The organism is Bartonella quintana, assembly GCF_009936175.1.
Taxonomy (GTDB): Bacteria; Pseudomonadota; Alphaproteobacteria; order Rhizobiales; family Rhizobiaceae; genus Bartonella; species Bartonella quintana.
In genome coordinates, this window is record NZ_AP019773.1 from 1,243,015 (window position 1) to 1,257,945 (window position 14,931).

General features: G+C 37.8%; 9 protein-coding genes and 1 other annotated feature. Of the genes, 4 read left to right on the top strand and 5 right to left on the bottom strand.

Annotated elements, in window-relative coordinates:
- The first annotated feature begins 229 nt into the window (after nt 1-229).
- Entirely contained in the window at nt 230-2,533 is a 2,304-nt protein-coding gene (locus tag MF1_RS05080) for an autotransporter family protein (protein WP_161510609.1), read from the top strand.
- 2,391 nt (nt 2,534-4,924) lie between these two features.
- On the opposite strand, the gene MF1_RS05085 is transcribed toward MF1_RS05080, so the two are convergent.
- Nucleotides 4,925-5,326: a hypothetical protein gene (locus MF1_RS05085; RefSeq protein WP_014924383.1), complete on the bottom strand. Its 402-nt coding sequence runs from the start codon at nt 5,324-5,326 to the stop codon at nt 4,925-4,927.
- Nucleotides 5,327-6,241: 915 nt separating this feature from the next.
- Nucleotides 6,242-6,572: a sequence feature (23S ribosomal RNA rRNA prediction is too short), on the bottom strand.
- A 1,704-nt stretch (nt 6,573-8,276) separates the two neighbouring features.
- Between MF1_RS05085 and MF1_RS05090 the strand changes: the two genes are divergently transcribed.
- The gene (locus MF1_RS05090; RefSeq protein ID WP_011179718.1) at nt 8,277-8,606 is read left to right on the top strand and encodes a protein tyrosine phosphatase family protein; all 330 of its coding nucleotides are present in this window, start codon (nt 8,277-8,279) and stop codon (nt 8,604-8,606) included.
- Between the two features lie 247 nt (nt 8,607-8,853).
- On the opposite strand, the gene MF1_RS05095 is transcribed toward MF1_RS05090, so the two are convergent.
- The 4 genes from MF1_RS05095 to MF1_RS05115 form a co-directional block, all read right to left on the bottom strand.
- On the bottom strand, nt 8,854-9,855 hold the full coding sequence (locus MF1_RS05095) for a bifunctional riboflavin kinase/FAD synthetase (protein ID WP_161510610.1): 1,002 nt from the start codon (nt 9,853-9,855) through the stop codon (nt 8,854-8,856).
- Complete coding sequence (locus MF1_RS05100; protein WP_014924385.1) at nt 9,855-10,700, bottom strand: TIGR01459 family HAD-type hydrolase; 846 nt, start codon at nt 10,698-10,700, stop codon at nt 9,855-9,857. The genes MF1_RS05095 and MF1_RS05100 overlap by 1 nt, the downstream gene beginning before the upstream one ends.
- Nucleotides 10,701-12,532: 1,832 nt before the next feature.
- On the bottom strand, nt 12,533-12,775 hold the full coding sequence (locus tag MF1_RS05110; RefSeq protein ID WP_042995452.1) for a hypothetical protein: 243 nt from the start codon (nt 12,773-12,775) through the stop codon (nt 12,533-12,535).
- A 436-nt stretch (nt 12,776-13,211) separates the two neighbouring features.
- Nucleotides 13,212-13,955, bottom strand: coding sequence for a hypothetical protein (locus tag MF1_RS05115; RefSeq protein ID WP_161510611.1), 744 nt, complete (start codon nt 13,953-13,955; stop codon nt 13,212-13,214).
- 348 nt (nt 13,956-14,303) lie between these two features.
- Between MF1_RS05115 and MF1_RS05120 the strand changes: the two genes are divergently transcribed.
- Together MF1_RS05120 and MF1_RS05125 are read left to right on the top strand one after the other, a co-directional pair.
- On the top strand, nt 14,304-14,618 hold the full coding sequence (locus MF1_RS05120) for a TrbC/VirB2 family protein (RefSeq protein ID WP_161510612.1): 315 nt from the start codon (nt 14,304-14,306) through the stop codon (nt 14,616-14,618).
- Nucleotides 14,619-14,930 carry a VirB3 family type IV secretion system protein gene (locus MF1_RS05125; protein WP_161510613.1) on the top strand — a complete coding sequence of 104 codons (312 nt, stop codon included), beginning with the start codon at nt 14,619-14,621 and terminating at the stop codon, nt 14,928-14,930.
- Nucleotide 14,931 lies beyond the last annotated feature (1 nt).

Sequence of the window (14,931 nt, forward strand, 5' to 3'; positions counted from 1 at the left end):
TCTGTTGACATCTTATCAAAATAAGTTTTCTGAAATCCTTTTTTCCACTAGTCTGCATTATCGTTTTTAAAGATTTTCTGAAGCAAATTTTTAAAGTATAAAAGAACTCTGCATAAAAACTCATTTTGATATTTACAATAAAAACATAATGATATAATAGCCTTCTTGGTACGTGCACCATCAAGGATGATGGAGTATGCATGAAGGATATATCAATATAGGGTGTACTATGTATAAGAGAAATTTTTTATTATGTACAATTGCTGGATCTTTGATTTTCTCCTATTTAAGTTCGGCTTATGCAAATACACCACCTCGTGAAATTCCCAAGGTTTATGTAAAAGAGGGAGAAGAGACTTTTAATAACGTTGTTATCCGCGATAGATATAATCCAGTGATCGCTGGTGGATCACAATCAGTCGCCACAATTACAGAAGCGATAATAGCCTCAGAAATTGTAGGGTTGAGTGCAACGAGAGGTGGGCGCATTAATGCTACAGAAATTGATACAAAAACCCTGATAAAAGGTTTAGAAATTACAAACGGTATAATCAATCTTGAAGATTCAATCGTACATGTCAAAGGAAATCATGAAAGCTATGGTATTGTTTTTGGAAAGGTCTTTGATTTCCATGTAAATAAAGGCGAAGAAGTTGTTAATAAGGCATTTCTTACCAATACAAAACTTCTTGTGAGAGACGGCATAGGTATTCTGGGACCGTACTCAAATGCTGAGATTAGACTTAAAAATTCAGAAATTCTTTCTGATATGTTATTGAAAAATAGCGATGAAACAGAGATTGATCCTGTCACTCTTACATTAACTGCTGACCATTCAATTTTGGAAGGAAGAGCAAAAACATTACAAAAGAACACAACAGTTTTTACTCTGAGCAATAACAGTAAGTGGTACTTAAAGATTAGTCAAAACGAAGTAGATAATAGTAGTAGTCTATTTAACTACGTCCTCCTTGACATTAATAAACGAGCACATTCTAGTGTTTCAGTCCTTAATCTTAACGATAGCGCCATCGTGTTTAATGCGCCAACTGTGTTGACGGAGGGCCATTATCAAACCTTGAGTGTAGGACGAGAGCAAACGGCTGAATATTCTGACCCACAGAGCAATAGGGACCTTAATGAAAAAACAGTCTACACTGTGACAGGTGATGCAAGGATTTATTTTAATACTGAATGGAGTAATGGTTTGCCAAAAGACCAACAAAAAACAGACCGTCTTCTTGTTCATGGCGATGTATCAGGGAGCACAACAGTTCATTTCAGTAACCTTTCAAAAAATGAGCCATCAAATATAGAGAACACCATCCCTTTGAATATGCGTGGTGTTTCACTCGTTCAAGTTTCTGGAAAAGCAAATGAAAATGCATTCAAATTAGCAAATGGTTATGCCACAATAGGCGGTTTGCCTTATAAATATACACTGAATGCCTATGGACCAACATCCAGCCATGGCAAAGCGAGTCTTGAGCAAAGCCTCGTGGGAGAAGAGCAGAATTTTTGGGATTTCCGCTTGCAAAGTGCCACTCTTGATCGTGAGGAAAAAATCAAAGCTCTTGTGCCACAAGTAGCAAGCTATTTGGTGATGCCCAACGCTTTATTCTCCGCTGGATTCACTGATGTAAACAATCAAAATGCATTGTTAAACGATATGCAAACAGCACTGTTTGCACCAGAAAGCCATAAAAAGAGTGGGATCTTCTTATCCTCCTATGGCAATAAGATCACATTATCTTCTAACCGTAATCCACTACAATATGGTTATGGTGCTGATGTCCAGCATACTGCATTGCAAGCAGGCATTGCACTGGCAGGATTAGAAAAGCAAAACATTACCACAAGTCTTGGACTTTTGGGGACATACGGAAAGCTAGCTTTTACCCCTAAGGATATCGAAGGCGCTGAGAAAAGCACCATTGATAAATGGTCATTCACCGTATACGGCAACATCCAGCATAACAATGGCATATATCTCGATACGCTTTTTTCTTATGGAACTCTCAAGGGAAATATCACCACCGCCTTCATCGGAACTACCACGCAACTGAATAAGACAAAAACATTGAGTGCATCTGCCACCGTTAGCCAAAAATTGGGAACCGGTGTTGAGGGGTTGGTCTTTGAACCACAAGCACAGTTTGTTTATCAGCGTCTCATGTTTGAAAAACTCTCAGATATTGATGGCTTTGAAGTAAATATGGGCAAGCCTCATCAATGGCTGGTACGTGTTGGCGGACGTTTGATACAAACTGTAATGCCTGTTGAAAGAAACCGTGCTGTTTCCTTCTATGGTAAAGTGAATTTCATCAAAGCTTTTAGTGATAATGGTACGATAAAGATTGGTGATACTTTCCATCGTGATTCTATGGGATCTTCCCTTGAAGGCGGTTTTGGTGTGAATGCTCAACTCTCTCAGAATATCGCCCTTCATGCTGATGTTAATTACCAACACAAGCTCCAAAAAGCTGGCATATCTGCAATTAACTTTTCCGGTGGAATACACTATGGCTTTTAAAAAAGGCAGCACATTGTGCTGCCTTTTGTATATATGAAACCTGTTTTTCTTTCCCTCTCAAAGAACCTCTTCACCCTTTTCACCCCCGGGACATATGACAGAGCACCTCTTTGCAAAGCTCATCCAACAAGATCCAAAACAATAAGGTATTGCACCACAAATTGGTGCAAAATAACCATCCAGTAAAACAAAGAGAAAAAATATAGGAAAGAGTATTTTGTTGCATAAGAAGAGTTTATTATCATGTACATCTCCTTGTGCTTTGTTTTTTATCTTAACTTAGACAAGTAGGTACCTCTGATCTCAATAATCAAACGCTCAGATCTTCACCACCATCCCTCAGTAATTTGATCAGCACTTCAATATCGGTAGCTAACATCTCTGAAACGGTGGATTCTTTTGCTATGGTCGGACACAAATCCGTATTTCAATCAGACAATTATGGTTTTTACCCTTGAAGCTTCCTCTTTTTCCCAAATGAGGCTGCCCTCCCATTTCAGAGATAAACTAAACAGATATCCACAAATACTCCTTGTCCTCATCTGGCAAAAGCTGTAACAAAAGAAAGCACTGAATTGCTTAACATCAAACATGCAGCTACCTTAGAGGTGGATGTTGATTTACAGTTCACCTCCTCCCCGCCCTAAAGGACGATGGTTCCCCCTAGCGCCAATCTGTAAACAGTCTAGCTTCTTTCGGGGGATTTCCCTGCTGACCACTTATGCGGTTTACTTCAGAGGCTCTATGGGCAAATCCTGCCCTAAATATTCTCTTTAACTTCACTCTTATATACTTAAAAGAAAACTGAAACCATACATGAACGTCATTGTATTTTTGATATGCATGAATGTTCCGTATATCAACGTCCTGAAGGACAATGTTTCAAGGCACTATAATAAAAAGTATGGACTTCATGAGGAATAACAACGTCATAAAACGCAAAACATACTAGCGATAGATTGGAGAGATGTCACAGCTTTTTATCAGACACTGAGCAAAACAAAAATAACAACACATCTGGCTTTTTTACGTTTTCTCATCCTTATGGTTGCTCACACTCATCCCTCGAGTCATCTTCATGAAAACCAAATTGAAGAGAATCTACGGACAATCCCTGCTGAAGGTATGAAAGGAAAGCATAATGCTACAACAGATTTTCACATGCCTTTATCCTCTAAAGCACTGAGAGCGATTGAACCAACCCATTTTCTCTCCCAAATTTGTTTTCTCCTTTTCATTTGCAGCCATGTTCCCTTTTCAAAGAAAAGGCATATCACAGCAACTTGACTTGTGGGATATGTCCCTATGGTTTTCGTTCTAATTTACCTAATTGGCAAGAAGAAACAACTGATATTCTAATGAGGTAACAGCAACAATTCTAAGACATATATGATGGGGAGGAAAGGAAAACGGGCTTATCGTCTTACAATTTTTTTAAAAGCGCTGTGTCTTTATGGCCATCCCATTAACAATGGTTGGTACGTATTTGCGAGCATTGCCACAAACTATAATCACCACTGAAGAAGGCAATACTGCCTAAGTATTCTATAGATGACGAGATATCTATCAATAATTTGGATATGAAAATATTAGATTGGTTGCAAAAGTTTATTACCTATTTTGCTAAGAAGGCTGCTAAACAAATACACACGCCCAGGCAATTACAGTGTTGTAACCATACATAATAGGAATTTCTTAGATCGAACTGCATATGTTAGCACCCCAATGCGATGCGATGGTCACTGGATTTGTACGCTAGGCGTTTATACTGATATGACAGCATAAAGCAAGCTGCACTGTTACAGTATACAAAATTGCTGCAACGTAAACAGCTGTCAAAGCATCTTATCTGGGATCATCTAAAACCCATCTTATCACGAGAAAAATATTTTCAAAAGGTGACGGACTATCGTAAAAACTTTTAAGGATGATCTTATAAGATAAGAAAAGACATCCACCATCGATGTGATAACATAGAGACCACCCATCACCCACTCTTCCTGTCGTTCATTTGTAAATTTTTTCTATAATACGCAGATATGAAAGACACTCTCCCATAAAAAAGAGGCGTTCCCCCCCCCCACGACGCAAGAAGCCGCCATCTTCCTCCTGAAAAACGAAGGAGCAATCCCTCTTCTCTCCGTAGCAGCCCCGCCGCGTTTCTCTCAAAGGGAAAATTCTTTTCAATCAACCCAAATAGAAATTCCCACACCTTCTCTCCATCAAAAATCAATCTCTCTTAAGGAGCAGATTTTTTGCAGTGTGAGAATCAAGATTGCATCAATCGTGCCATAAGAGATTAAAATACCCAAGGCTGCTAAACAAATCCACACGCCCAGGCAATTATTGTAATCACTTACGCCCGGTATTAATCAAAATTGGATCACAGGTTCAATCCGCTTCTTTTGTACGAGCAGCGGTTTGTATATCTTGCGAAAGATCGTTTACTGCATCCAAATGAATTTGAAGCAATTCACTATTACGACGTAATTTTTCCTGTAAATCTGATAACAAGCTTTCGACCTCACTCGAAATATCTTCATTCATGTAGCGTTTTATATCGCTCATAGATTTATTAAGATCACGTAAGCCACGTGTTTTACATAAATTTATTTCTTCGTAATCTGGAATACCACTGCTCTCTAGCATGTTACTTTCATAATCGATCACTTGTGCTAACCCTTTAACAGCAGCCACAAATTTTGTCATTGCCCAATCACGATCGATAAGGTCGTTATCAAAGACTTTTGCTTTTGATGCAACACTATCATCCCCATATTGCACGACAGACATTTTTATTTCCCCTTCAACAGTATTGTTCAATCTTGATCTCAAATGAAGAAGATTAAACAACCTTTCTTTAATGCTGGTACACTCGATTGAGTTCATTGTGCGAATATTGTACCAACAATAGCACGACGATCCTTAAAAGCGTATACCTGTTCAATTTTCAAATTATCGTATAAAATATATTTTTTCTTATTTGCTCCAAATCCCCCCCTTGGTGCGATACCAATTCTATAAAACGCTAAAAATCTCTACACCAATGTGCTGCAGATATCACGAATTGCCGATCTTCGACAAAAAACGATCATGCGTTAACGGATAGGCTCAACAAAAATTTGTAACATATAAAGATTGAGATTTTTAAAAGATTTCAGTATTTTACCCTCCATAGCTTCTGGCTTTCTATGCATCTAACGCTGCCTGTCATTTGGCATTACATACGATCAAATTACACTCATCCAGAAAGATTCATTCTTCTCACATGTTTTGTTCTCCATACGCACAATATTTCACACAAAACACAAGAAAAACACTCTCTGAACAAACCACACGACAACATCAAAAAAGCTATCTAAAAATAGCTAAACAGCCACAGATTTCCCTTTTTAATTATCATTCGCTTTTCTTTGCACATATTATAGTATAGGATTTTTCTGACCCTTTCAAGAGTTCCTGACAAAACGTAAAGCCTCTATAATCCTTCAATCCATAAATTTTCAAATCTTCCCATAGAGACGTTTTCATCCTTTTGTTTGCAAGATAACCCTCTCGCATCTCACCAAATAACCCACAGCTTTGCTCTTGATATAGCTTTTTTGCTCCTTAAACAAAAAAAGAAATCATAAGAACAATAATTTCTTCTGCGAAAAGAAAGCTTCTGCCGAAAAATCTACCTTGACTCCCAACATTCAGGATCGCGCTCCATCGCTGCTCTTCTCTTGCAATGATCATTTATAATCTTATTTGATACACCTTCAACGCAGGGACCCTTCTTGAAACCAGTGAGCTGTTACATTTTCTTTAAATGGTGGCGGCTTTTAAGCCAATATCCTTGTTATTTTGGAAGCTTCACATCCTTTCCCACTTAACCATACCTGGGAACCTTAAATGGTAGTCAGGATTGTGTCCCTCTCCACCACGACGGACGTTGGCACCCACCATTTCATAAAAAGCAGCTTTAGCCGATCTTGTCATGGCGTAAAATCAATCAGAACACTTGTATAAAAAGAGCTTTTTGTTACACGACTATACAGAAAAAACAAAGGCACAACAAAGTTTCACTCTATTTTATAGCCTACAGCGCTAAAGCGCTTCAAATCCTTATAAAAAAGAAAGATTTTAAGCTTGCCAAGTATATTGTATCAGCATATATTACAGACTGTAACATATCGTTATTAAAAAAATTGATACCACAAAGAACAGAAAGAGGTTCTTATGGCCGATATAATAAAAACCGCTATGCTTTACTCAACGTTGATTGTCACCATCAATGTTTTCGTTGTTCTAGCTCTTGTAATAGAGATGCATTAAACATAATCTCTTAGTTTTTTCGTGAACCACACAAATGAGGGTCTCAAATTCTCATAAGATCATAGAAAGACTTTAAGTAAGCTGATAAATCGCGTTACCAATTCCAAATGTCGCTTCCAACTCTTCCGACGTTAATTTTTGCTTTTTGTATGCATTTTTAACAATCAGGTTTATTTCGTTCTACCTTGAATTACCACTCTTCCTCAGAGTGATTCTTTTTATCTTCTACTCTCTATTGAAAAGCAGAACACAACAAAAACCTTAAACTTTGTTGGCTTTTTATGCGGTGGATGAGTGTAGACCACCTTGTGCTTAATATTTTAGACGCAAATCTTGTTTTGTCTCGTAGAGGCTGTTCTTTACGTCTAAAATAGAGAAAACCTCCACAACAGATAAGAGATTTCCCATTTATTGAAGTCTATTTCGTGGATATTCAAAACAAAATTCACTCTTTCTTGATCCAGAACAAAAACCAATACTGTCACAATTTATTTTTCATAATTGCACGGTTGTCTTGCTATTTTTCTGATTTACAAGGTTTTAAGAGTGATTTTTAGTGTCCCAAAAGAATATCTTGAGCCGCGGATCCTCTTTCTAAGGAACACTTCTTTTCCCATTTATTGAGTAACTTTTGATCTTTCTAAACATAGTTTTTTCGCAACCAGCAGCAATAATCCCAGTGCAAAGAAGCAAAGTTATTATAATAGCTTTATGCATGATATGACGATGGCTTGATTTGTAAGCTTTGCGTTGGTAACATTGCCTGCACAGCTATCAATGATGTTTAAAGTCTTTTACCTCTGGCAGCAGCTTTCGTACCTTTTCGCTTTTAATCGCTTCTTTTCTTTCATAAACTGCTCCATAAAGAAATTCACCTAAAGCTGTTTAACCTTGATGACAGACAGTATTGGTTTTGTTGATTTGCTGCTTGTAAAAACATCAACTGCAGTTTCTGATCCTGGCTCCTTAATAGTCCCCTCACTTGACAACCTTTTGGATAAGAATTTTTACCCCACTTTCTAATGTTGTTGCGAATATAAAAAACAATACCAAAATTAGTAAACGCATTATTTTTTTAGCATCCCCCAAAGAAAATTAAAAGAATCTTTAGAAACGAATAACCTTTCTCTTGTTTCAACAGCAGCAACAAAATCCGTTCTTTCGTAAAAGCCAGCCCGCCGCAAACCACTCATGCAACATATCAGACATAACCACTAAAACCAGAAAGACAAGACATCATAAGATAGAACAATGAACAATATGTCTTAAGCGCATGTCATATTTTTTTCAACCAGGTCTTTTCTTCTAGACAGATAGCGCCTTTCTGTTAAGATATTCTCTTATAAAACCTCATCTTTATAATGGTCTTTTTGGAGAGCAAACAAAAGAACAGTCTGAAGATATACCCTATCGGGAACGAACAAGGATGAACTTACAACAAATTGAACCTGATATTTTCATCAGTGCCCAAATCAGCGTTGAAAACATTAAAAAATTAGCACAAATGGGCTTTAAAACGATTATCTGCAACCGCCCCGATCAAGAAGACCCCCATCAACCTGATTTTTCCATCATTAAAACAGAAGCACACAAATATGGAATCAAAGCCTATCACATTCCTATTGTACCTCCTACCATAGAAAGATCAGATATTGAAACTATGCAAACAATTTTAAAAACAGCCCCCACACCTCTTCTTGCCTATTGTCACTACGGAACACGCTCGATGCATCTTTATCGTTTAGCGCGTCTTTAATCCCTTGTCTTAACAAACCAGAAAAAAACAAGCGGTAAACTTCTAAACCATCATAAAAGCCGCAAAATTTCATAGGGTTATAAAAAAAGCAAAAGGTAAGACAATGATGAAATCAGATCTTCAGACATTTATTTCCCCTCCCAACAACGAAAAATTCATATATTTCACGATGTCTTAGAATATATTTTTGGAATCATAGTCAGTTTAAGTGCTTTTTTTGCTGCTCTCATATCTTTTTCAAATCAACTTAAGGCATATTTTTAAAAGTGAGCAGCCGATCTAACTGCGACAATGGTTGTACTGTCATCAAAATTGCTTTTGCTGCTTTTTCATCACGTTGCATTTGTGCAATTAGAGGTTCAAGTCCATCAAATTTTTCTTGTCCTCGTAAAAACTGTAAGAAAGAAACAGTGCAGTTTTCTCCATAAAGGTCGTCGTTAAAATCAAATAAATAGGTTTCCAAAAGCGGTGCTCCATCTTTAATAACCGTTGGACGACAACCAAAACTTGCAACCCCATCATGCAAAACACCGTTAGCACGACGCAACCGTACAGCATAAACACCATGAGCCAAACTAGTTTGAGGAGGTAATATCTGATTAGCGGTAGGAAAACCTAAAAGGCGTCCAAGTTTTTCGCCCTGGATAATATTTGAACGAACCCGATAATGATAACCTAACAAATGGGCTGCTTTTCCCACCTGAGCTTGTGAAAGAAGCTGACGAATAAAACTAGAGGAAATCATCCGCTTTTGTTGATCTTGTGTGCTACATACGCAAGAAATTTTAACGACCTCAAATCCACATTCTTCTCCCCTTTGACAAAGAAGTTGCGCAGTTCCACTCTTCTGATGACCAAATTGAAAATTGTCACCGATTACCACAGCTGAAACATCAAGGGCTTTTTTTAAAATCACATTGATAAATTCATCCGCTGAAAGAGCAGAAAAATGTGCATAAAAAGGCTGTTCAATCACTCCATTAAACCCGAGGATTTTTAAAATTTCAGCCTTTTCAGCAGCCTCTGTTAAGCGATCGACAGGAGCTGAGCTTTGAAAAAAACTTCTTGGATGTGGTTCAAAGGTTAAAACAAGAGCTAGCTTATTTTTCATGCGTGCTAAATCAAGCGCTTTTTGGAGTACTTTCTGATGCCCACAATGAACACCATCAAAATTTCCAAGTGCCAACACTGCCCCTTGCCAATCCAAAGGCAGCATATGAGCCCCCTGAAAACGCACAAAATCAGACATTACTGAAGTGCCCACATGATTGCTTGTGGCTTATAGCCATAACGTTGAAGAAAAGAGTGCAAAGCTTGCTTATCCACCACACCGTTTTGCATATAATCATAACGATGAATGCCTCCCATGATATAAAGGACATCGAGACCAAACTGGATTGCACCTTTTACATCGGTCAAAAGACCATCGCCAATAGCTAAAACCTGACTTTTTTCCACTGTCCCACGAATTTCTTGAAGTTTTTCAAAAGCACACTCATAGATAGGTGCATGAGGTTTACCGGCAATGCGCACCTCACCGCCTAATTGTTGGTAAAGACGTGCCAGTGCACCAGCGCACCAAAATTCCTGGTTTCCATAATGTACAATGACATCGGGATTGGCACAAATAAACGGTAAATTCCGCGCCCGCATACGATGAAACATATTCTCATAAGCGTGTGGTGTTTCGTCAAGACCTTCAAGAAAGCCACTACAAACCACTACAGACGCCTCCCACTCTTCAACCAATTCACAGTCTAAGTCTTCAAACAAAACCAAATCACGTTGCTGCCCAATGAAAAAAACTTTACGCGGTGCAGCACGAATGAGATCGCGCGTCACATCGCCTGAAGTAATAATGGCATCATAATAATCATTATGAATATTCATGCTTTGTAATTGGTCAACAACATCTTTCCGCGGTCGAGGCGAATTGGTCAAGAAAATGACATTTTTTCCCATCTGTCGGATTTTGTGTAACACTTTCAAAGCCGGTTCAAATGCGTGCACACCGTTATGCACAACACCCCAAACATCGCAAAAAACAGCATCATAATGCGCTATAACAGTATCAATATGGGTAAGTTCATTCATGTTGCACCTAGTTTATATGTTTGCCATTTATCAAACTGTTTTTTACTTAAAAACTACTTATCGGAAGATAATTCTTCTGTCATCTGCTTTCTCAACACTGTATTTATCCATCTTCGTTGCTTTGCATCGCATCTATAGATCATGAAAAACGACAAAATAAATAATTTATTGTATTATAAGTGGTGCGTAATTCTGCAATGCCTCGATTAAAAACTTATCATTCTACAATCATGAGAATTTCAATCTTAAAAACAATTCTATTGATACAGTTTATCATCTGAAGCACTCAAGTTCTTATTTTGAAAACCCACGAATAAACATTTTCATGAAAAAACTGCCAGAAAGGAAAAAGTTCCACTTCCCTGGATACAAACCGACTGTGCAACCCAGGAAATATAAGGCATTTCTTAAATATATTGATTTTTAAGCTTAAAAGAGTATTTCTAGATAGTATTCAAGAAATTTTTAATCTGCCCCGTATAAAATATCGTGTTTTATAGAAGTTTTAGAGACATAATACCTTGTTCAATTAACTAAAGAGCATTCCCTTAATTTGGTGTAATAATGGTTTAAAGAGTGTGAAACTTGATATGAGCGATAAGACGTTTCACAATGACTTTAAAGAGCTTATATTGAGAAGTTTTTTGCAAGCAAAGTTGTTAAAATCAGTATTCGATCAATCACGCACTGTTCGTCTTCCTTTGGGATATTCTTGAAACAGGGCAGAGCATGACGCAAGCTTTTTCATCATAAAAAAAACTCTCTTTTTTTACATGTAAGAATTAGCAGAAGACAAAACAGTAACGCTTAGAAGACCATTTGTAATTATGGGAGCCACCACGTAGTTGAGCGGCATATATTTACCTTGGTTCTATGACGTACTCGTATTGCGTCTAACACCACCTCATGCCAAGATTACATTCTATGACTAATAATTAAGCAAGAGAGTGTACCCATTTCTACAGAACTTATGCAAAATACAGTCAAAAGGCCGGAAATTAGCCATATTGACATTTCACTTGTTTTCTTGATTTACGCATATTCTTTAAGGGCCAATGGGATTATTAGGTACCATTGTCTCTTCTTCACTCTTTTGGCTGTTCAAATTCGCTAGACTACAATTCACTTTGCGTTTTTTGAGCGGCAGATTGTAAGTCTTTATAGTCTGCTGGTGCTGGAAAATAACGCTGATCTTTCGTCAAAACCATCATCCCTTCCGCAAAGCCTGAGCGCACAAGATCAACCCCGTTAAAAAAACACTGCGCATAATAAATCTGTTGAATGACGGGCGTTTGCCGACACGTGATATTTTGATCAATTGTTTTTTACACAAGCCACGCAGTGACAAAAGCACCGCAGAGCCATTTCATACCATTGCGTGAGGAAAATTGCTGTTTTTCACAGGTTTCAACATCATATAATCGGATCTTGTGAACAATTCTTTTTCTCCACCCTTCATCTATAGGCGTGATCATTTTACAAGTAACACAACTTATTACCTGTATAACATCTGAACAGACTGAGGCGTCATACAAAAAAGTGCAACTTTTTTATTTAAAAGATAATGCAAGAGCAAGCGAGAGCTAAGGAGAGCTCCTTGAATCTGGATTAAGCATGTAAGCATGGAATTCGATAGAATTCTTTTGCAGAATTGCGTGACGGTATGGCTTTTTATTCTATCCGCAAGATTAATTCTGTCCACTTAGGCTTCAAACACAACTGTTTATGCTTCATCTACTTCAACAACCTTTAAATAACAACGGAATCTCTTGTGAAAGAAAGTGTCGTTTCTTGTTTTTTTATATACTCTGAAAACAGGAGAGCATAAAAGATCACGAGAAAAGGGCCATAACATGAAGGGGAGAAATCAACGATTGAAATACCAATAAATAAAAAAGGATTATCTGTGATTTGAAAAGAAAAGCATTTATGCTGTTTTCCTCGTCTCTCATACGACTACCCAAACCGCCGCCTACGTTTCCTATAGCTTGAAGACCACCACCTATTCCACCACCAATACCATCCTTACCATTCCTCCAGAGGCTATTCCATAACGACAGCAATACTCTCGACATTGCTCCAATAGCTACCCCCCACCACTGCTTGGCTACCAGAAATTAAACCACGAACAATTTTTGAAAGAGTCTTGAAAAAATATGCACATATCCATGACGTGCCTATTAAGATCCACATTAATACAGATGAACTATCATAGGCTTTTCACTATCCTATTTGTGAATAGCAGTAACCAAAATTATTATGAGTGTGAGTATCAAAAGCTTTACACTGAGAGATACAGCATCACATATGTCATTATTAGAGTGATATCTTTGTGTCCATTAGGAAGCTCTAAAACCAGATGCATGAATCATAATATATGGCTCAATGATTGTTATAGCTATCAAAGCAGCAATAAACCAAAAGCATAGGTGAAAACTCTTGTAACCTTTTTCAATTTTATTTGTAAGGTCTTCGATATAAACATCCAGTAAGGTATATCAGTAAAATCAATTACAAGTTCGCAAACGGATTGTAAGATCCATGATCCCGCCGCCACTGGACAGGTTCGGCGAAATCACTTGACCAAAGACCAACCTTGTTGTTGCGTGCTGCTTCTTCAGCACTATGATAATGTCCTGGAACAGGATTTTTATTCTCTTTTAGAAGCACCAGCATACCCTCTGAAAGGCCTACTTCAGCTAAATCAACCCCTTCAACAAAACATTGTGCATAATGAATACCATTACGCATAAGAGCCTGTTTACACAATAAATTTTGACCAAGTGTTTTGGTGACCAACCAAGCTGTTGTAACTGCACCACATGGCCATTCTTGATCGCTTAATTTCGCTTTTTGACGCGGTGCACAAGTATCGACACCGTATAAATGAATATTACGCGTGATATGTGTACGCCAAGATTGCGCAACAGGAGTTACCAACTTAAATGTGACACCACTTGTAACCGATGCTTTACCATGAAAAATATCTCGATTGTTCAGTAAAATGTTCTTCTGCAGATTGAGAGTCGATTCGTTTTTTGCGAATTGCTGTTTAATGATGGGTTCAGTTGGCTTTTTTTCTTCCAAATGCATCTCAACAATATCTTGGATATCTTGCAGAGTGAATGTCTTGAGAAAACTTAAATCTATTTCATCTTTATATTGGCTCAGCCCCCACAATATAGAACCCATAATGTAGACAATAATGATCAATTTAAATCGTGCTCTCTTAGCATATTCGCTTAAAAACTTCATTTTTTCTCTATCCTTTCGCATTTTTATGAACAATTCCCTCTTTTTGAAGAGAAAATTCTAAGCATGATGTGTTGCAAATTAACCACATTTTGGGGGGAAAATTTTATTTTTACATTTTAGATATTGTCATTTTGATAAAAATAGTACAACTAATAGTTGCTTAATGAAATTGACGCAACTAAAAATCTTCTCTCTCTTGGGGAAGGAATTTTGGCGGTGAGCAAAGTCCACTATCAAAACAAAAAACTGAGGGGAACTTAGGCAAGTGAAGTCTAAGACGGGTACAGTTTTCGTCCTTTAGGGGCAAAAGGATGTCAAAACATAACTATTCTTTTGAAGAGAGGTAAAATGACAGAGACTATATCCAGAAATATTATTTTTATCGTTATCATGCTGCTGTTAACAGCACTTATTGTATCAAATCCCTCTTATGCTGCGAGTAGTGCGAGTGGTCTGGGAAACGTTGATAGTGTTTTACAGAATATTGTTACGATGATGACAGGGACAACAGCAAAGCTGATTGCGATTATATGTGTTGCAGCTGTGGGCATTGGCTGGATGTCCGGCTTTATTGATTTACGCAAAGCCGCTTATTGTATTCTCGGCATTGGGATTGTTTTTGGTGCCCCCACTCTTGTTAGTACATTAATGGGCTCATCATAAATGAATGAAGATACTCTTTTTCTTGCCTGTACGCGACCAGCTATGTTTGCCGGTGTCACAATGGAAGGAATGGCCCTTAATGTCATGGCGACATCCATTCTCTTTATTTTGACCAGCAACTTTACAATGATTGGTCTTGGCATTGGATTGCACTTTGTTTTGCATGAAGTGACAAAATACGACCACAACCAGTTTCGCGTATTATTTGCTTGGCTCAACACAAGAGGAAAACAAAAAAACCTCACCAGATGGGGAGGAGGATCTACATCTCCCCTACGCCTTATCCGTACTTATAAGGAACTGAACAGGTGAA

Bases quoted from the DNA above. Each gene is read 5' to 3' on its own strand.
- MF1_RS05080 (WP_161510609.1), top strand. From the start codon at position 230: ATGTATAAGAGAAATTTTTTATTATGTACAATTGCTGGATCTTTGATT.
- MF1_RS05085 (WP_014924383.1), bottom strand. From the start codon at position 5,326: ATGTCTGTCGTGCAATATGGGGATGATAGTGTTGCATCAAAAGCAAAA.
- MF1_RS05090 (WP_011179718.1), top strand. From the start codon at position 8,277: ATGAACTTACAACAAATTGAACCTGATATTTTCATCAGTGCCCAAATC.
- MF1_RS05095 (WP_161510610.1), bottom strand. From the start codon at position 9,855: ATGTCTGATTTTGTGCGTTTTCAGGGGGCTCATATGCTGCCTTTGGAT.
- MF1_RS05100 (WP_014924385.1), bottom strand. From the start codon at position 10,700: ATGAATGAACTTACCCATATTGATACTGTTATAGCGCATTATGATGCT.
- MF1_RS05110 (WP_042995452.1), bottom strand. From the start codon at position 12,775: ATGTCGAGAGTATTGCTGTCGTTATGGAATAGCCTCTGGAGGAATGGT.
- MF1_RS05115 (WP_161510611.1), bottom strand. From the start codon at position 13,955: ATGAAGTTTTTAAGCGAATATGCTAAGAGAGCACGATTTAAATTGATC.
- MF1_RS05120 (WP_161510612.1), top strand. From the start codon at position 14,304: ATGACAGAGACTATATCCAGAAATATTATTTTTATCGTTATCATGCTG.
- MF1_RS05125 (WP_161510613.1), top strand. From the start codon at position 14,619: ATGAATGAAGATACTCTTTTTCTTGCCTGTACGCGACCAGCTATGTTT.